Annotated in this window: 13 protein-coding genes and 1 rRNA gene; 7 read left to right on the plus strand and 7 right to left on the minus strand. The window is 71.9% G+C overall.

What is annotated here, in order from left to right:
- Window positions 1-102: 102 nt before the first annotated feature.
- Complete coding sequence (locus AB0K60_RS33340; RefSeq protein WP_364064353.1) at window positions 103-1,170, plus strand: trypsin-like peptidase domain-containing protein; 1,068 nt, start codon at window positions 103-105, stop codon at window positions 1,168-1,170.
- A gap of 191 nt (window positions 1,171-1,361) precedes the next feature.
- On the opposite strand, the gene AB0K60_RS33345 is transcribed toward AB0K60_RS33340, so the two are convergent.
- Window positions 1,362-2,789 carry an aldehyde dehydrogenase family protein gene (locus AB0K60_RS33345; RefSeq protein ID WP_364064355.1) on the minus strand — a complete coding sequence of 476 codons (1,428 nt, stop codon included), beginning with the start codon at window positions 2,787-2,789 and terminating at the stop codon, window positions 1,362-1,364.
- Window positions 2,790-3,019: 230 nt separating this feature from the next.
- Here AB0K60_RS33345 and AB0K60_RS33350 point away from each other — a divergent pair, with 230 nt between their 5' ends.
- Window positions 3,020-3,646 carry a TetR/AcrR family transcriptional regulator gene (locus AB0K60_RS33350; protein WP_364064358.1) on the plus strand — a complete coding sequence of 209 codons (627 nt, stop codon included), beginning with the start codon at window positions 3,020-3,022 and terminating at the stop codon, window positions 3,644-3,646.
- Between the two features lie 77 nt (window positions 3,647-3,723).
- Here the strand turns inward: AB0K60_RS33350 and AB0K60_RS33355 are convergent, their stop codons facing one another.
- Window positions 3,724-5,166, minus strand: a complete 1,443-nt coding sequence (locus AB0K60_RS33355) for a PucR family transcriptional regulator (RefSeq protein ID WP_364064361.1) — start codon at window positions 5,164-5,166, stop codon at window positions 3,724-3,726.
- 150 nt (window positions 5,167-5,316) lie between these two features.
- Here AB0K60_RS33355 and gabT point away from each other — a divergent pair, with 150 nt between their 5' ends.
- Complete coding sequence (gabT, locus tag AB0K60_RS33360) at window positions 5,317-6,711, plus strand: 4-aminobutyrate--2-oxoglutarate transaminase (protein WP_364064364.1); 1,395 nt, start codon at window positions 5,317-5,319, stop codon at window positions 6,709-6,711.
- A 227-nt stretch (window positions 6,712-6,938) separates the two neighbouring features.
- The gene (locus AB0K60_RS33365; protein ID WP_364064367.1) at window positions 6,939-7,196 is read left to right on the plus strand and encodes a hypothetical protein; all 258 of its coding nucleotides are present in this window, start codon (window positions 6,939-6,941) and stop codon (window positions 7,194-7,196) included.
- Between the two features lie 50 nt (window positions 7,197-7,246).
- Here the strand turns inward: AB0K60_RS33365 and AB0K60_RS33370 are convergent, their stop codons facing one another.
- From AB0K60_RS33370 to AB0K60_RS33385, 4 genes are all read right to left on the minus strand, one after another.
- Window positions 7,247-8,434: an extracellular solute-binding protein gene (locus AB0K60_RS33370; protein WP_364064370.1), complete on the minus strand. Its 1,188-nt coding sequence runs from the start codon at window positions 8,432-8,434 to the stop codon at window positions 7,247-7,249.
- Window positions 8,435-8,511: 77 nt separating this feature from the next.
- Complete coding sequence (locus AB0K60_RS33375; protein WP_364064373.1) at window positions 8,512-10,017, minus strand: CoA-acylating methylmalonate-semialdehyde dehydrogenase; 1,506 nt, start codon at window positions 10,015-10,017, stop codon at window positions 8,512-8,514.
- Window positions 10,014-11,309 carry an aspartate aminotransferase family protein gene (locus AB0K60_RS33380; RefSeq protein WP_364064376.1) on the minus strand — a complete coding sequence of 432 codons (1,296 nt, stop codon included), beginning with the start codon at window positions 11,307-11,309 and terminating at the stop codon, window positions 10,014-10,016. Before AB0K60_RS33380 ends, AB0K60_RS33375 begins: the two co-directional genes overlap by 4 nt.
- Before the next feature lie 100 nt (window positions 11,310-11,409).
- Entirely contained in the window at window positions 11,410-12,957 is a 1,548-nt protein-coding gene (locus AB0K60_RS33385; RefSeq protein ID WP_364064379.1) for an MFS transporter, read from the minus strand.
- An 86-nt stretch (window positions 12,958-13,043) separates the two neighbouring features.
- Between AB0K60_RS33385 and AB0K60_RS33390 the strand changes: the two genes are divergently transcribed.
- From AB0K60_RS33390 to AB0K60_RS33400, 3 genes are all read left to right on the plus strand, one after another.
- Window positions 13,044-13,796, plus strand: coding sequence for a TetR/AcrR family transcriptional regulator (locus AB0K60_RS33390; protein ID WP_364064381.1), 753 nt, complete (start codon window positions 13,044-13,046; stop codon window positions 13,794-13,796).
- A gap of 418 nt (window positions 13,797-14,214) precedes the next feature.
- A complete protein-coding gene (locus AB0K60_RS33395; protein WP_364064401.1) occupies window positions 14,215-15,825 on the plus strand; it encodes a PucR family transcriptional regulator in 1,611 nt (536 codons plus the stop codon).
- Between the two features lie 214 nt (window positions 15,826-16,039).
- Complete coding sequence (locus AB0K60_RS33400) at window positions 16,040-17,542, plus strand: phosphodiester glycosidase family protein (protein ID WP_364064384.1); 1,503 nt, start codon at window positions 16,040-16,042, stop codon at window positions 17,540-17,542.
- Between the two features lie 289 nt (window positions 17,543-17,831).
- Here AB0K60_RS33400 and rrf read toward each other — a convergent pair.
- Window positions 17,832-17,948 (minus strand): 5S ribosomal RNA (rrf, locus tag AB0K60_RS33405).
- Window positions 17,949-18,231: the final 283 nt, after the last annotated feature.

An 18,231-nucleotide genomic window follows, 5' to 3' on the forward strand; every position in this document is an offset into this window, starting at 1 on the left:
TCACAGCCGATCACCTGATCGTTCGCCGAAGCCTCCACCCCCCATCGGCGATTTACGGAAAGTAGCGGCAAGAGCACGACTTGTAGTCCACACTCGGGAGGCATGACCCCGAGCCTCCCCCTGATGGCCGCCGTCTGCCTCGCCGCCGTCGTGGCCGGACCGGTCCCGGCCGGCCCGACCCCGATCGTCCGCACCGGCCCGGCGCACGCGCGTGGAGACGATCATCCCGGCCCCCACCTTGGCCCTCACCCCGTGTCTCACCCCGGCCCTCATCACGGCATCGTGCAGTACACCGCCGCGCTCGACGCCGCCGAGCAACGCCGGATCCTCGCCTACTGGACGCCCGGCCGCATGGCCGGGGCCGTCCCGATCGACCCGATCGACCCGCTCGGCCTGATCGGCGGGCTCGACGGTCTGCTGTCGCCCGCGACGCGGCGGCACCAGGCGGCGGGCCCGGTCACCGCGACCAGCGGCGCCCGGTGGATCGCCGCCGGGCGTCGCCGCCCGGCCGCCCCGGGCACGGTGGGCGCGACGACCGGCCGGGTGTTCCTCACCCTGAACGGCCGCGACTTCGTCTGCTCGGCCAGCTCGGTGCGCGCGGCCAACCGCGACCTGGTGGTCACGGCCGCGCACTGCGTCAAGGACGGCATCGGGGCGTGGGCGCGCAACTGGACCTTCGTGCCCGGCTACGACGGGGGACGCCGCCCGTTCGGGGCCTTCACGGCGCGGCGCGCCTTCGTCACCGCGCAGTGGTCCCGGGGCGCCGACGACGACCACGACGTGGCCATGGTCGCGGTCAACCCCGTCGGCGGACGGCACCTGGCCGACGTGGTCGGCGCGCAGCCGATCGCGTTCAACACGCCTCGCGGAGCCTACGCCTACGGTTTCGGCTTCCCGGCCGATCCGCCGTACTCCGGTCGGGACCTGATGTACTGCGCGGGCCCGCTGCGCGACGACCCCAACCGGCAGACCCGGGGCCAGGGGCTCCGCTGCGACCTGACCGCCGGGGCCAGCGGCGGGCCGTGGCTGTCCGGCTTCAACCCCGCCGCCGGCGTGGGCACGATCACCTCGGTGAGCAGCTTCAAGTACAGCAATGACCGCCACACCATGTACGGCCCGTACTTCGACGACACCGTCAGACGCCTGCACGCCATCGCCGAAAAGGCATGACCATCCACGCCACCCTGGGCCACCCTGGGCCACCCTGGGCCACCCTGGGCCACCCTGGGCGATCGCGCCGTTCCCGGCCGCGCCCAGGTCAACCCACGCCGTCCTCGGCGTGCCCGGGCCGGGCCCGCCCGCTGTCCCGGGCGGGCCCGGCCCGTTCTTCGCCGTCCCCCGGCCACCGCGAGCGGGCGGGTCTACAGCGTGAGACCGGTGAAGACCGTCGTCCTCGGGTAGGTGTAGTCCTCCATCGCCGAGCGCAGTCCCTCACGCCCGACGCCGGAGTCCTTGATGCCGCCGTAGGGCATCTGGTCGGCCCGGTAGCTCGGCACGTCGCCGATGACCACCCCGCCGACCTCCAGCTCCTTCGCCGCCCGGAAGGCGGTGGCGACGTCCCGGGTGAACACCCCCGCCTGCAGGCCGTACGCCGAGTCGTTGACCACGGCGAAGGCCTCGTCGGCCGAGGCGACGCGGCGCAGCGTCAGCACCGGGCCGAACACCTCCTCGCGGCAGACCTTGGCGTCGTCCGGCACGTCGGCGAGCACCGTGGGGGCGAACGTCGCGCCCTCCCGGCCGCCCCCGGCGAGCAGCTTCCCGCCCGCCGCGACCGCCTCGTTCACCCACGCCTCGACCCGCTGGGCCGCCTCCACGCTCACCATCGGCCCGACCTGGGTCTTCTCGTCCGACGGGTCGCCGGTGACGAGCGCCTCGACGGCGGGCACCAGGCGGCTGACGAAGTCGTCGTAGACCGCGTCCTCCACCAGCACCCGCTGCACGGCGATGCAGCTCTGCCCGGCCTGGTAGTTGGAGAAGAGGGCGATCCGCGCGGCGGCCCAGTCCAGGTCGGCGTCGGCGAGCACCACGGCCGCGGCGTTTCCGCCCAGTTCCAGGGTGACGTGCTTGCGCGGCACCCGCTCGGCGATCGCGAACCCCACCGGCGCGGAGCCGGTGAACGACACCACCGGCAGCCGGGGGTCCTCGACGAGCGCGGCGGCCCGGTCGTTGGGCACCGGCAGGACCGAGAACATACCCTCGGGCAGGCCGGTCTCGGCGAGGATCTCGCCGAGCAGCAGCGCCGACAGCGGCGTCGCGGGCGCCGGCTTGACGATCACGGGGGCGCCGACGGCGATCGCGGGGGCGACCTTGTGCGCGACCAGGTTGAGCGGGAAGTTGAACGGCGTCACGCCCAGCACCGGCCCGTACGGCTGCCGCGACACGTACGCCATCCGCCCCTCGCCGCCGGGGTCGGTGTCCAGCCGCAGCATCTCGCCCCCGATGCGCCGGGTCTCCTCGGCGGCGAACCGGAACGTCGACACCGCCCGCGCCACCTCGCCCCTGGCCCACAGGATCGGCTTGCCGTTCTCGGCGCGGATCAGCTCGGCCACCTCGCCCGCGCGCTCGGCGAGCCGCCGCGAGACATGCGCGAGGGCCTCGGCGCGGGTGTGGACCGGCAGCGCGGCGGCGGTGCGGCGGATCGCGTCGGCGGCGGCGACGGCCTGCTCGACCTGCTCGGGCGTCGGCACGGAGGCCACGCCGACCACGCGGTCGTCGTAGGGATTGGTCACGGTGAGCTCGGCCTCGCCGGTCGCGGGGCGGCCGGCGAGCCAGAAGGGGCGCACGTCCATGCCCCCGACGCTAAACCGGGCGGGACGCCCCCGATGCACTCCAATTCGTACAGAAGGGGATTTGTGTTGCTCCAGGGCGAACAACTCCCCAGCTTTCAGATTCGTGCACCAGAACTTCCCCGGATTTGCGAGTATTTTGGCTGCGGGACGGTTTGAACGTTAACCCGACTGGTTAGGTCAACCTTGCGGGTCCGCCGCGAGGACCCCCGAAGGGAAGGGCAACGTCGCTCATGGGTTCGCCGGCGCCGCTCGGTCTTCAGGGTGCCACAGCGCCGGGCCAGCGCAGCGCCCACGATGAGTTGCGGCCGCGTCTACTGGACGTCGCGTGCCGACTACTGGCGACCGCGGGCCCGGAGAGTCTGACCGTGCGGCGCATCGCCGCCGAGGCCGACTGCCCCACCACGACGATCTACACGATGTTCGGCAGCAAGGAGGGCTTGGCCGAAGCGCTCTATCTTGAAGGCTTCGAGCGCTTCCGCCGCCGATTAGAGGCGGTGCCGCCACGGCCCGACCCGCTGGAGTACCTGAGCGCGCTCGGCCCGGCGTACCGGGAGGCGTGCTTCGCCGAGCCGACCTACTACAGCCTGATGTTCGAGAAGGCGATCCCCGGCTTCGAGCCGAGCGAGCGGGCGCGCACGCTCGCCCGCGCCGCCCTCAACATCCTGGACCGGGTGATCGCCGACTGCATCTCGGCGGGCTACCTCGTTCCCACCCAGCCGCGTAAGATCGCCGACGCGCTGTGGGCCGCCGCGCAGGGCGCGATCAGCCTCGAACGCGCCGGTCACTTCCGCGACGGCAGCAACTACGAGCTGGTCACCAGCGCCACGATCCTGTACTTCCTCGCCAAGCGCGACTGAGACCGCCACGCGTCCAACCGGGTCCAACAGGGCCTAACCGGGCCTAACCGGGCCTAACCGGGCCTAACCGGGGGACATCAGGCGGTGCCGGAGCCGATGCTGAGGGCGACCCACAGCTCGGCGCGGGTGGCCGGGTCGTCGGGGTCGCGGTCGAGCAGTTCGGCGACCTTACGGATACGGTAGCGCAGGGTGTGGCGGTGGATGCCGAGGCGCTGGGCGGCGGCGTCCCAGTGGCCGTTGGTGGCGAGGTAGGCGCGCAGCGACTCGATCAGGTCGGCGCGCGAGCCGTACTCGCGCAGCGGCGTCAGCAGCGCCTCGGCGTAGGTGGCGGCGGCCTGGGGGTCGAGCAGCGACAGCAGCCCCTGGCCGGCGAGGTCGGCGAACCGGGTGAGCGGCGCGGCCGTCGCGAGCGCCCGCTCGGCCTGGTCGAGGCCGCTGGCGACGGCGGCGAGGGACACCGGGTTGCTCACCCCGGCCCTCCCCCGCTCGGCGGCGGCCGTGGCGGCGCGGCCGGCCTGGCTCTCGGGCACGAGGGCCACCACCATGCCCCGCCACGGCGCGGTGAACCCGGGCAGCGCCTCGGCGAGCGTCTCGGGGTCCTCGGCGCGGCAGGCCAGCACGACGACGGGGTCGCGGGGCAGGTCGCGGCCGAGCACGTCCTCGGCCGCCTCCCGCTCCCCGGCGAGCAGCAGCCGCAGCACCGCCGTGCGCACCCGCGCCTCGGCCGCGAGCCGGCCGCGGCTCTGCTCCAGGGCGAGCGTCAGCAGCGACCCTGCCGCGTTCACGACCGTGTGCGCGAGCGGGGAGAACGGCCGCTCGCAGCCGACCGCGAAGAACCCGCGCACCCGCCGGTGGTCGCCGAGCGGCTGCACGATCACGTGCTCGTCCGGGGTGGACGACGACAGGCTCGCCGGGGCGCCGGTGGCGCGCAGCCGCTCCAGCTCGGGCAGCAGGCCGCGGGCCCGCCGCCGCGCGCCCGCCCCGGCCGAGTGCAGCACGCCGCCCGCCTCGTCGAGCAGCAGCGCCCAGCCATCGATCTCCTTGGCGAGCCGGTCGACGATCGCGTGCATGCCCTCGGGCTGCAGCGCCGCCCGTGTCAGCCGCCCCTGCGCGGCGAAGGCCCGGCTCAGCTCCTCGTACTGCTCGGCGGCGAGCAGCTCGCTGACCGCCTTGCCGATCGCGATGAACGGCGTCTCGCGGTGCACCTCGATGAGCGGCAGCCCCCGGCTCTCGGCGACGCGCACGTACGCCTCGGGCACCTCGTCGTGGCTGAGCCCGACGCCGAAGCCGAGCCCGGCCGCGCCCATGGCGACCAGGCGGGAGATGTACGGCCCGGCGTCGTAGGCGCCCAGCCGCATCCCGGTGGTGAGCACGAGCTCGCCGCCCTCCAGGAACGGGGTGGGGTCCTCAAGCTCGCTGACGGCCACCCAGCGCACCGGCCGGTCGAGCTCGCCGTTCGCCGCCAGCACACGTAAGCGCAGCGGCGCCATGGCCACCACCCTGCGCAGGCTCGGAGCCATGGGGCGTCCCCGTTCCCGATAGGTCCGAAGTTGTCCATCCTGTACAGAAGCTATGGCGCCATTGTGCCATAGTGCAGCATCGGCAGGGCCGGTCCTGCGCCGTACCGTCACCTCATGAGCCACCCCACGAGCCCCCTCACGAGCCCCCCCATGAACACAGTCGCCGCCGTTTCCCAGAACCCACCGCACGACCGCGACGACGCCGCGCACGGCGGGCCTGACCTGCCGCAGGAGCGCCGCGTCGTCACCGAGATCCCCGGCCCGCGTTCGCGTGAGCTGCTCGCGCGCAAGCAGGCCGCCGTCCCGCAGGGCGTCGGTACCATCCTGCCGGTGTTCGTCACCCGCGCCGGAGGCGGGGTGGTGGTGGACGCGGACGGCAACTCCCTGATCGACTTCGGCTCGGGCATCGCGGTGACGAGCGTCGGGAACGCGGCGCCGCGCGTGGTGGAGCGGGTGCGGCGGCAGGTGGCCGACTTCACCCACACCTGTTTCATGGTCACGCCGTACGAGTCGTACGTGGCGGTCTGCGAGGCGCTCAACCGGATCACGCCGGGCGACCACGACAAGCGCACGTTCCTGGTGAACAGCGGCGCCGAGGCGGTGGAGAACGCGGTGAAGGTGGCGCGGCACGCCACAGGGCGGCAGGCGGTGGTGGTGTTCGACCACGCCTACCACGGGCGCACGCTGCTGACGATGACGCTCACCGCGAAGAACCTGCCGTACAAGCACCGGTTCGGGCCGTTCGCGCCGGAGGTGTACCGGATGCCGATGGCGTACCCGTTCCGCTGGCCGACCGGGCCGGAGAACTGCGCGGAGGAGGCGGCGGCGCAGGCGATCGACATGATCGTCAAGCAGGTCGGGGCGGAGAACGTCGCGGCCGTGCTGTTCGAGCCGATCCAGGGCGAGGGCGGCTTCGTGGTGCCGGCCCGCGGCTTCCTGCCGCGGATCGCGGAGTTCTGCCGGGACAACGGCATCGTGCTGATCGCCGACGAGGTGCAGACGGGGTTCGCGCGCACCGGGCACCTGTTCGCGTGCGAGGACGAGGGCATCGTGCCGGACATCGTCACCACGGCGAAGGGCATCGCGGGCGGGCTGCCGCTCGCGGCGGTGACGGGCAGGGCCGAGCTGATGGACCGCGTGCACCCGGGCGGCCTCGGCGGCACGTACGGCGGCAACCCGCTGGCGTGCGAGGCGGCGCTCGCCGTGCTGGAGACGATCGAGGCCGACGGGCTGGTGGAGCGCGCCCGGCGCATCGGCGAGGTCATGCTGCCCCGGCTGCGGGCGCTGGCCGAGCGGCATCCGGTGATCGGCGACGTGCGCGGCCGGGGGGCGATGACCGCGATCGAGCTGGTACGGCCCGGCACCAAGGAGCCCGACGCCGCCACGACCGCGGAGGTGGTGCGGCGCTGCCACGCCGAGGGCCTGCTGGTGCTCACGGCCGGCACGTACGGCAACGTGCTGCGGTTCCTGCCGCCCCTGGTGATGCCCGACCACCTTCTCGACGAAGGGCTGTCGATCCTGGAGGGGGCGTTCTCGGCCTTGTGATCGGCCCGCTGACCAGGGATGACACGGTCAGATAGGGGTTCCTACGCCGTTGTTCCGGTTTACAGCTACCGAGATGGGGCATCCGGCTTGCGCTGGATGCCCCATTTGTGGGTTATACGGCGAGCATCATGCCCGTGATTTAACCGCCGCTTGACAGCAGAACAGTCGATCACAACGTGTTACGGGGTTATAACGGTTCGGGACAAGCTGGAGATCATTGGAGAGGTATGGGCAGGCAAGCGAGGTCGAGGGCGCCCTTGGTGACGTTCGACCCCCAGGAGCTGACCCTGGCACAGCGCGACGGCGACGCCTGCGTGGTGTGCCACCGTAGGTGGCCGCGCCCGCGCGTGCGCGCCGGGCGGCTGCCGGACGACACGATCATCCACGCCTGCGCCGACTGCGCCGAGGCCCTCGCCCCCCTGCCGCCACGCGCCCCCGACGGCCACCGGTCCCGCCGCATGGCGGTGAGCCTGCCGGTGCCCTGAGCCGTCCCGCATGGCCGTCCCGCATGGCCGTCCTGGGGGCCGGGAGCGCGTCACCTCACGATCTCCCGCCAGCGTCTGTCCCATTCGGTGTAGTCGGTGCACTCGGCGCGGCCGTCGCCGCAGTCCTTGGCGGGCCGTACGGCGAAGGCGACGCGGTCGGCCAGGCCGCGATCGGTCACGCGGTAGGCGTCGCAGACGCGGCGCGTCCGGCCGGTGCACGCCTTGGGGTTCGCCGGGGCCAGGCCCGTCCAGGCCGCCACGTCGCGCTGCACGTCCCGGGAGATCATGTGGCCGACCCACCGGTACGCGCAGTTGGGCGCGGCGGCGTTCGCCGAGATCACCCACGCGTCCGCCCAGCCGGTGGTGCGCCCCTTCGTCACGGCGCGCACCGGCTTGCCGGCCCGGGCGAGCACGTCCACCTGGTACGGCAGCGCCTGCGCCAGGCCCAGGTCTCCGGTCGCGAAGCCCGCGATCACGTCGAGCGAGTCGCGCCAGTAGGACCTGTCCTCTCCCGCGCGCCCGCTGAGCAGCGCCACGGCGGCGTCGAGCTGCGCGGGCGTGAGGTGGAACGGGTCGTCCGGGCGCAGGTCGCCGGTGAGCGCGAGGGCGGCGTCGGCGATCGTCAGCGGGTTGTCGTGCAGCATCACCGGGCCGGGCTCGCGGAACAACGCCCCGGCGTTGCGCGGCTCCTCGCCCCTGCGGTACCGGGTCCGGTCGTAGGCGACCTGGTGGTAGGCCCACAGGTACGGCACGCCGTACACGCGGCCCTGCGAGGTCAGCCCGGGCAGCTCGCGCAGGAACCCGGGCAGGTCACGGTAGTGCGGGATGAGCGAGGTGGTGAGCGGCGCCGCCTTCCGCTCGGCGATCAGCCGCCCGGCCACCTCGGGCGGGGCGGAGATCACGTCGAAGGAGCCCGCGGCGAGCTTCTTGTCCAGGTCCTCGCCGCGGTCGGCGGAGGTGAGCCGCACCCGGCAGCCGGTCTTCCGCTCGAAGTCGCTCACCCAGTTGACCAGGGGATCGACGCCGCCGTACTCGGCGTGGCCGCGCAGCGCGAGCACGCTCACCTCGGCCTCGCTTCGGCCCAGCGCCGTCGGGGTGGGGCTCGCGCTCGGCGTCGCGGCGGGCGTGCCGGACGGCGAGGGGTCCACCCTCGCGGACGCCCCGGCCGTCGCGCCGGTCGTGGTCGCGCCCGCCGGCGTCAGACCCGCCGCAGCCGCCGCAGCCGCCGCGAGAGCCACGAGAGCCACTGTCGCGCGCCTCACCCCTGCCATGCGTCACCTCCCGGTTCCGGGAGGAGCCTATCGGCCCGGGCAGGTCATCGGTTGGTGGGAAAGCCCAGGTTCACGCCGCCGTGCGAGGGGTCCAGCCAGCGCGAGGTGACGACCTTGCCGCGCGTGTAGAAGTGCACGCCCTCGGTGCCGTGCATGTGCGTGTCGCCGAAGAGCGAGGCCTTCCATCCGCCGAAGCTGTAGTACGCCATCGGCACCGGGATCGGCACGTTGATGCCGATCATGCCGACCTCGACCTCGTTCTGGAAGCGCCGGGCGGCGCCGCCGTCGTTGGTGAACACGGCCGTGCCGTTGCCGTACTCGCCCTCGTTGATCAGCCGCACGCCCTCCTCGTATGACGGCACCCGCACGATCGACAGCACCGGGCCGAAGATCTCCTCGCGGTGCACGCGGGAGCCCGGCGGGACGTGGTCGAGCACGGTGGGCCCGAGCCAGAAGCCCGGGGTGTCCCGCGCCTGCGTGCCGCCCGCGACCGGGGTGCGGCGGCCGTCCACGACCAGCTTCGCGCCCTCCGCGACGCCGAGGTCCAGGTAGGAGGCGACCTTGTCCCGATGCGCGCCGGTGACCAGCGGGCCCATCTGCGACTTGGGGTCGTCGCCGGGGCCGACGGTCAGCTCCGCCACCCTGGAGACAATCTTGTCGACGAGCTCGTCGCCGATCGGGTCCACCGCGAGCACGACCGAGATCGCCATGCACCGCTCGCCGGCCGAGCCGAACCCGGCCGACACCGCGGAGTCGGCGGCGAGGTCCAGGTCGGCGTCGGGGAGCACGAGCATGTGGTTCTTCGCGCCGCCGAGCGCCTGCACCCGCTTGCCGTGCGCGGTCCCGGTCTCGTAGACGTACCGGGCGATCGGGGTCGAGCCGACGAACGAGACCGCCCGCACGTCCGGGTGCGCAAGCAGCCGGTCCACGGCCTCCTTGTCGCCCTGCACGACGCCGAACACGCCGTCCGGCAGCCCCGCCTCCCGCCACAGCTCGGCCAGGAGCAGCGACGCCGACGGGTCCTTCTCCGACGGCTTGAGCACGAAGGCGTTCCCGCAGGCGATCGCGATCGGGAACATCCACATCGGCACCATCGCCGGGAAGTTGAACGGCGTGATCCCGGCCACCACGCCCAGCGGCTGCCGGATCGAGTAGGAGTCGACGCGGGTGGAGACGTTCTCGGAGAAGCCGCCCTTGAGCAGGTGCGGGATGCCGCAGGCGAACTCGACGACCTCCAGGCCGCGGGCCACCTCGCCGAGCGCGTCGGAGTGCACCTTGCCGTGCTCGGCGCTGATCAGGCGGGCCAGCTCGTCGCGGTTGCGGTCCACCAGCTCGCGGAAGCGGAACAGCACCTGGGTGCGCTTGGCGAGCGAGGCGTCCCGCCAGCCGGGGAACGCGGCCACGGCCGCGGCGACCGCCGCGTCCACCTCGGCGGCGGTGGCGAGATCGACCCGCCCGGCGACCTCACCGGTGGCCGGGTCGAAGATCTCCCCCGTACGGCCCGCCCCCGCGACGGCCCGGCCGCCGATCCAGTGCGTCACGTGCTTCATGCCGCTTGCTCGCTCATCGTCTCAAGGGCGTCCACGATGATGCCCAGGCCCTCCTTGGCCTCGGCCTCGGTGAGGGTGAGCGGGGGCGCCATGCGCAGGGCGTTGCCGTACAGGCCGCCCTTGCCGACGAGCAGGCCGCGCCGCCTGGTCTCCTCCATGAAGCGGTTCGCGAGCGCCGGGGAGCGTTCGCCGGTCGCCGGGTCGCTCAGCTCGATGGCGAACATCAGGCCCTTGCCGCGTACGTCGGAGACGATCGGCAGCCGGGCGGCGGCCTCCCGCAGACCGCCGATGATCAGGTCGCCGAGGCGGGCGGCGTTGGCCTGCAGGTCGTGCTCGATGACGTAGTCGAGGGTGGCGTTGGCGGCGGCCATCGCGATCGGGTTGCCGCCGAAGGTGGACACGCCCGCCGCGGGCAACCCGTCGAGCAGCTCGCCCCGGGCGACCACGCCGCCGACGGCGAAGCCGTTGCCGAGGCCCTTGGCGAAGGTCATCATGTCCGGGGTCACGCCGTGGTTCTGGATGCCGAAGAACGCCGAGCCGGTGCGCCCCCAGCCGGTCTGCACCTCGTCGGAGATGAGCAGGATGCCCTGCTCGTCCAGCACCTCCTTGTAGGCGGCGAGCAGCCCGTCCGGGGGCATCGTGAAACCGCCGACGCCCTGGATCGGCTCGGCGATCAGCGCGGCGACGTTCCCGGCGACGGCGGTGCCGAGCACGTGGCGCAGGTCCTCGACGCACACCCGGATGTAGTCGGCGTCCGGCAGGTCGCTGAACTGCGCCAAATGCCGGTCGGTGCCGTGCAGGTAGTGCACGTTGAACGGCGAGTAGGAGCTGTTCTTCCAGCTCCGGTTGCCGGTGACGGCGATCGCGCCGAAGCTGCGGCCGTGGTAGCTCTGCCGCAGGGCGAGGATCTGGTCCGAGCCGCGGGCGCAGGTGGCGGCGAGCAGGGCGGTCTCGTTCGCCTCGGTGCCGGAGTTGGTGAAGAACACCTTCGCGTCCGGGATGCCGGACAGCCGGGCGATCTTCTCGGCGAGCTCGACCTGGCCGCTGATCAGGTACAGCGTGCTGGTGTGCACGACGCCGCTGGCGAGCTGGCGCTCCACGGCCTCGCGCACCTCGGGCACACCGTACCCGATCATGTTGGTGAGGATGCCCGCGAAGAAGTCAAGGTAGCCGCGGCCCGCCGCGTCGTAGACCCGGTTTCCCTCGCCGCGGACGATCTCGATGGGTTCGTCGTAGTAGAGGGCGACCCAGTTGGGGATGACGGCTCGATGGCGCGCAAGAAGGTCCGGCATGCTGCAAGTATCCCGTTTTTCGCCTCACCTGTCCCGCCGTCACCATGTCCGGAAGTGGCCGATGTGAATTACATGTTGAAATTACTTTCGCTGGTTGTCGTTATGTCGTTTTGTCAGGACTAATGGGCGTACTGGGCGCACGAAGGACGGCGAGTGCGACCACCGCCGCCGCCAGCGTGAAACCGATGCCGACGTAGGCGCCCACCGACATCGCCTCCAGGAAGGCCGACTTCGCCGCGCGGGCCAGCGCGGCGTCGCCGGTCGCCACCCCCTGGGCGATCGAGGCGCGGGCGGCCGCGGGGGCGGACGGCGGCATCGAGGCGGTGTAGACGCCGGCGAGCACGCTGCCCAGGACCGCGATGCTGAGCGCCAGGCCGACCTGCTGCACGGTGTCGTTGAGCGCCGAGCCCACGCCCGCGTGCTCGGGCGGCACCGCGCCCATCAGCGTCGTGTACGCGGCCGGACCGGCCAGACCGCCGCCGACCCCCATGATCAGCAACGCGGTGATGAGCGTGCCGTACCCGTCGGACACCTCCAGCGTCGCCAGCATGGCGAAGGCCCCCGCCATGATCGCCAGGCCGACGACGATCAGCGTGCGGTTGCTCACCCGCTGCCCCAGGCCCGCGCCGACCGCGTTGAACAACGCCGCCGCCACCGCGTACGGCAGCAGCGCCAGCCCGGCGGTGAGCACGTCGTACCCCAGGACGAACTGCAGATACTGGGTGAGGGCGAGCAGCAGCGCGCCCGCGCCGAACGACAGCAGCACCACCGAGAAGCACGCCCCGCTGAACGAGCGGTTCCGGAACAGGCCCAGCGGCACCATCGGCTGCGGCACGCGCGCCTCCCACCACACGAACGCGACCAGCGCCACCGCCGCCACCACGGCCGCGACCGGCACCCCGTTGGCGGTCCAGCCGTGCACCGGCCCGTTGACGATCACCCACACCAGCGCGGTCATGCCCGTGATCGACAGCAGCACGCCGACCGGGTCGAGCCCCCGGGCGGGCCCCTTGGACTCGGGCATCAGCGTGATCGCCGCGATCACGGCGACGACCGCGATCGGCACGTTGATCAGGAACACCGAGCCCCAGTAGTAGTTGTCGAGCAGGAACCCGCCGAGCATCGGCCCGGCGATCACGCCCACCATCGCCACGGCGCTCCACGCGGCGATCGCCTTGCGCCGCTCGCTTTCGTCGAAGACCGTGATGAGGATCGACAGGGTGCTCGGCATCACCAGCGCCCCGCCCACGCCCATCAGCGCCCGCCCCGCGACGAGGTGCCAGGGCTCCTGGGCGAGCGTGGCCAGCAGCGAGGCCGCGCCGAACACGGTCAGGCCGATGACGAGCATGCGCCGCCGGCCGAACCGGTCGGAGAGGCCGCCGGAGGTGAGCAGCAGGCCGGCGAAGACCAGGACGTAGGCGTCGATCACCCACTGCACGTCCGACGGCGAGGCGCCGAGGTCGCGCATGAGCGACGGGATCGCCAGGTTCAGCACGGTGTTGTCGACCACCAGGACGAGCAGGCTCAGGCAGAGCACGAGAAGGATCCACCAGCGCCGGGGATGCGGCGCCGCCGTGGTCGCGGGGTCCGGGTCCCCGGGGAGCTCCTCGTCGTAACGCTCGCTCGGTGGCGTGGTCTGTTTGCTCAAGAGGGGCCTCCCGTACAGTGTGCGATTGACTCGCACACTGTACGGGAAAGTCGAACGGTGTGCGAGGCCATTTATCCTTAGGCGTAATGGACAAGGACGACGGACCTGGACAGCGACGGTTCACCTCGGTGTGGACGCGGGAGGCCGCCGCGAAGCGCGGGCGCGGCCAGCCCGGGCTGAGCCGGGAGCAGATCGTGCGCGAGGCGATCGCGTTGCTGGACGCCGAAGGACTCGACGCGCTGAGCATGCGCCGACTCGCCGCGCGCCTGGCGTCGGGGGCCACCAGCATCTACTGGTGGGTCGCCAGCAAGGACGAGCTGCTGCAACTGGCCGTCGACGAGATCCTCGGCGAGGTGGCCGCGCTGTTCGACGGCCCGTACGGAGAACCCACGCACTGGCGCGAGATCGCCTCCAGGTACGCCTACGGACTACGGGCAGTGATCCTTCGGCATCCATGGGTGGCGCAGCAGATCGGGGTGCGGCCCGCCGCGGGGCCGAACGCGATGCGGGCGGCCCAGCGAATGTACGAGGCGTTCCGGCAGGCCGGTTTCCGAGGCAAGGACCTCGACTACGCCATCGCCGCGGTCGGCGCGTACACGTTGGGCACCACCCTCCCCGAGGTGGCCTGGCGTAACACCATGCTCAAAGAGGGCATGTCCGAACAGGAGTGGACCCAGGCCATCCGCACCGAGGTGGAGCGGGGCGGCGGCGAGTTCGCGACGCTGCTCATCGTCCTCGATGAGTTCGCCACGGAGGATGTGACGACGGTGCGGCAGGTGTCCTTCGACTTCGGCCTGGTGTGCATGCTCGACGGCCTGGAGGCCCGGCTGCCCCGGTGAGCTGGCGCCCCTGAACCGGCGCCAGCGAGTCGCGCGTTCCGCTGACGCGTTGACGCGGCTCTGACGGGAAGACCGGCGGGCGGTGGGGCGGCTCGATCGGAGTCACGGCGGCTGCGCGGCGCGCGGCCTGGCGGTGCCTGTATCGAGTTCGGCTTCTCATCGACGAGGACGGCTTGTCCGAAACCACCCGTCGCGGCGGCCGCGGTGGAGATCGGGGAAAAGGGCAAGGTCGGCTCGCTCGTCGTCGTAGCTCTCGTTCACGCTCTCGTTCACCTGTGGCCGACGCGCCCGAGGTTACGGAAGGCTTCGGCCGGTGGATCCGACCGTCCGAAAAATACTGTTTATGTGGTGACGTTAGTTACACTGTGCCTGGCAATATCGCACCATACTGACATTCTGATCGAATAGGCTCATGGCCATGCTGCCGACCGTCCGCGACGTTCTTGCTCTGGAGGCCGTGCGCCGCGGAGACCCCCGGGTCGTGGCCGGGCGGGACCGGCTCGACGCGCCCGTACGCTGGGTCCACGTGGGCGAGGTCAGCGACATCGCCCACCTGCTCGGCGGCGGGGAGCTGGTGCTCACCACCGGCGTCGCCCTGCCGAGCGAGCCGGACAAGCTCGCCGACTACATCGCCGATCTGGCCGGCGTCGGCACCTCGGGCCTCATCGTCGAGCTCGGCCGCCGGTTCGTCCGGGAGCTTCCGCGCGCCGTGATCAAGGCCGCCGAGGAACACGGGCTCCCGCTGATCACGCTCAGCCGCGAGACGCCGTTCGTGCAGATCACCGAGCAGGTGCACGCCCGCATCATCGACATCCAGCTGCAGGAGCTGCGGGCCTCGGAGCAACTGCACCGGGTCTTCACCGAGCTGTCGGTCGAGGGCGCCTCCCCCGCCCAGGTGCTCGCCCAGGTCGCCAGGTTCTCCGGACGGCCCGTCATCCTGGAGAACCTCGCCCACCAGGTGCTCGCCTGCGACACGGCCGGACGCGACACCGGTGCGGTCCTCGCCAACTGGGAGGCGCGCTCCCGCACCGTCTCGCTCAACGAGCGCACCGCCCACGACCCCGCCTCCGGCTGGCTGGTCCGCATGGTCGGCGCACGCGGGCAGGACTGGGGGCGGCTGATCCTGCTGTGCGACGGCGAGCCGAGCCCGCGCGACATCGTCCTGGCCGAACGGGCGGCGACCACGCTCGCCCTCGGCCGCCTGCTCGAACGCCACCAGGAGAGCCTGGAACGGCAGGCGCACGGCACGATCATCACGAGCATCATCACGCACGCCTACTCCGACCCGGACGAGGCCGCCGCCCGCGCCCGCGCCGTCGGCGTCCCGCTCACCGGGCGCAAGCTCATGGGCATCGTGCTGTGCCCGACCGAGCCCGTGGACGCCGCCCTCGTCGGGCAGGCCCAGCTCGGCGAACTGGCCGAGGCGACCGCGGCGGCGTGCCGCGAGGCGAAGCTGCCCGCCCTGGTCGGGGCCCTCGACCAGGGCCGCGTCGGCGTGCTGCTCCCGCTGCCGCCGCGCGTCGGGGCCGAGGCGGCGCTGCATGACGTCTCCGAGCGGCTCCGCGCCGGGTTCCCCACCCGGTTCGTGCTCGCGGCCGGCTCGGTCGTCGACGACGTCCGGGACGTACGGCGCAGCTTCCTGGAGGCCGAGCAGGTCGCCGACGTCGCCGTACGCCGACCCGACAACCGGCCCTTCTACCGGCTGCCCGACCTGCGGCTGCGCGGGCTGCTGCACCTGCTGCGCGACGACGCGCGGCTGCAGACCTTCGCCGAACGCGAGCTCGGACCGCTGCTCGCCCACGACGCCCAGCGCGGCGGCGACCTCACCCGGATCCTGCGCGTCTACCTGGACGCGGGCCGCAACAAGGCGGTGGCCGCCCAGCGGGCCCACCTGTCCCGCCCGGCCTTCTACGATCGGCTTCACCGCCTGGAGCGGATCCTCGACATCGATCTCGACGACGTCGAGTCCTGCCTCTCCCTGCACGTGGCGCTGCTCGCGCTGGAGTCGTTCCGCCGCGAGAACCGATAACGCGAGGTTCGCGGGCCCCGGCTGGGCACCGATTCCTACCATTTACGCCCTAAAGTGAGCAGAATGTCTGATTCATCGGGCGGCGGGCCTCGATCGGCACCGATCGTGGAAACTCTGAGCACATCTTCATAGCCTTTCCGGCGTTTCGCTCTCCTTCCCTGCGCGACATCGGGACGATGGTTCATCGATAGGCCGGTTACCGACTGGGAGAACGATGAAACGCCCTCTTGTCGCGATAAGTGGCGCTCTGACCCTCACGGTTCCGCTCGCCGTCTTCGGCACCGCCGAGGCCGCGGCCACCACCGTCACGGCCGGCATATCCGATGCGGCGAATCGGCGCCTGCCTGCGAGCGAGTTCCCGCTCGGCGTGCCCGGCGTGCCCAAGTCCAAGCACAAAAGCGCCTTTCCCGGCGTCGACCTGTTCACCTTGCGGCATGGCTCCTCCACCGACGGCTACACGGTGACGGTGCTCATCAACGGCAAGGACTCCGGTTCGGCGCAGGCGGCGGTCGAGACGGCGGCCGCGGTGGAGGCCGCGGGCCTGACGCCGGGCATCCAGCGGTACGTGCGCCCGAGCGTGGCCGACTACCCGGGCACGACCTCCCACATGGTGCGCGTCGGGCTGTGGCCGCTGAAGAAGAAGGCCGCGGCGGAGAAGGTGGTGAAGCAGCTCAAAGAGGCGGGGATCGCCTCTCGCGTGGACTATCTCGGCGACGACGGCTTCAAGACCACCGGCCCCTGGAACGTCCAGGTCGTCATGATCGACCCTCGCCGGTTCCGGGGGACGTACCAGGCCACCCTCGGCCGCTACACCGGCAAGCGGGAGACGACCTCCGCGATGGCCAAGCGAGCCGGGGCCGTCGCCGCCGTCAACGGAGGCTTCTTCAGCATCCATGCGCCTCGGGCGTACTCGGGGGATCCGACGGGCATCTCGGTGGTGGGCGGCAGGCTGCTCAGCGAGGCCGTGCCCGGCCGTACCGCGATCGTGCTGAGGGGCCGCAGCGCCCGCATCACCGAGCTCGACTCCGTCGTCATGGCGAAGGCGCCGGACGGCTCGACCGCGCGGGTCACCGGCGTCAACCGCCTCCCCGCGCAGGAGGAACTAATCCTCTACACCGAGGACCTCGGCACCAAGACCCCGCGTGACCAGGGCGTGGAGGCGATCATCGACGACCAGGGCACGATCGTCAAGGTCCGCACGGCGGGCGGGGCGGTGCCCCGCGGCACCCGCGTCCTGCACGGCACCGGCGCCTTCGCCGACTGGCTCTGGTCGGTCGCCTGGCAGGGCCGCGTGATGCGCATCTCCACCAAGGTCGTGGACCTGCGCACCGGCAGGCGGATCGCCCTCACGCCGAACACGCACATCCTCGGCGGCGGCGTCGGCATCCTCCGCAACGGCAGGCAGTACATCACCGCGGCCGCCGACGGCATGGCCTCCACCCACATGATCCTGCGCCGTCACCCCCGCACCCTCGCCGGCGTGACGAAGTCCGGCACCCTCATCCTCGCCACCGTCGACGGCCGCGCGCCCGGCGTCACCGTCGGCGCCAGCATGATCGAGGCCGCCCGGCTCATGCGCTGGCTCGGCGCCAGGAACGCCATCAACCTGGACGGCGGCGGCTCCAGCACGATGGTCGTCAACAACAAGGTCATCAACGCCCCCTCCGACGGCGCCGAGCGCCCCGTGGGCGACGCCCTGCTCATCCTCCCGCGCTGACTTCGCCATCCACCTGGTGACCCACCTGGGTGGATGAGGGCGGTGGCACGGTCTTGGGACGGGCGAACCCTCCCGCGCCGTGCCACCCCGGCGGCGGGCGAAGCCCCGACACGCCCAGGTTCGGCACGGTTCACCGCACCTGCCCATCGGGCTTATCGACGCGGATGCGTCGGGGTGTTGCCTCCCCGCGCCAGCGACCAGAACCAGGCAAGCACCCCCGGACATGCGAAAGCCCCCGGACGCCAGGAATCGAAACTCCCAGCCCAGGGGCCTTTCACACTATAAAGATGTCCGGCGGCGTCCTACTCTCCCACACCCCTTCGAGTGCAGTACCATCGGCGCTGGAAAGCTTAACTACCGGGTTCGGAATGTGACCGGGTGTTTCCCTTCCGCTATAACCGCCGTAACCCTACCAAACACACAACCCACACAGCCCGCCCAAGCGGGAGCCGGTTGCTGTTCGAGAGTCACATAGTGGACGCAAACGTCTCGCGGCAACCGCACGGCTTCGACGACAACCGCCAAGCCATGCGCACCAATCCCGGGCATCCCGCCGCACACCCCACCCAAAGGCGGGGCGTGTGGATTGGTGAAGCGTGGTTCATGTGAGGTCAAGTCCTCGGTCTATTAGTACCGGTCGGCTCAACACCTGTTACCAGACTTCCACCCCCGGCCTATCAACCCGCTCA

Origin of the sequence: Thermopolyspora sp. NPDC052614 (assembly GCF_040678635.1) — a bacterium.
Taxonomy (GTDB): Bacteria; Actinomycetota; Actinomycetes; order Streptosporangiales; family Streptosporangiaceae; genus Thermopolyspora.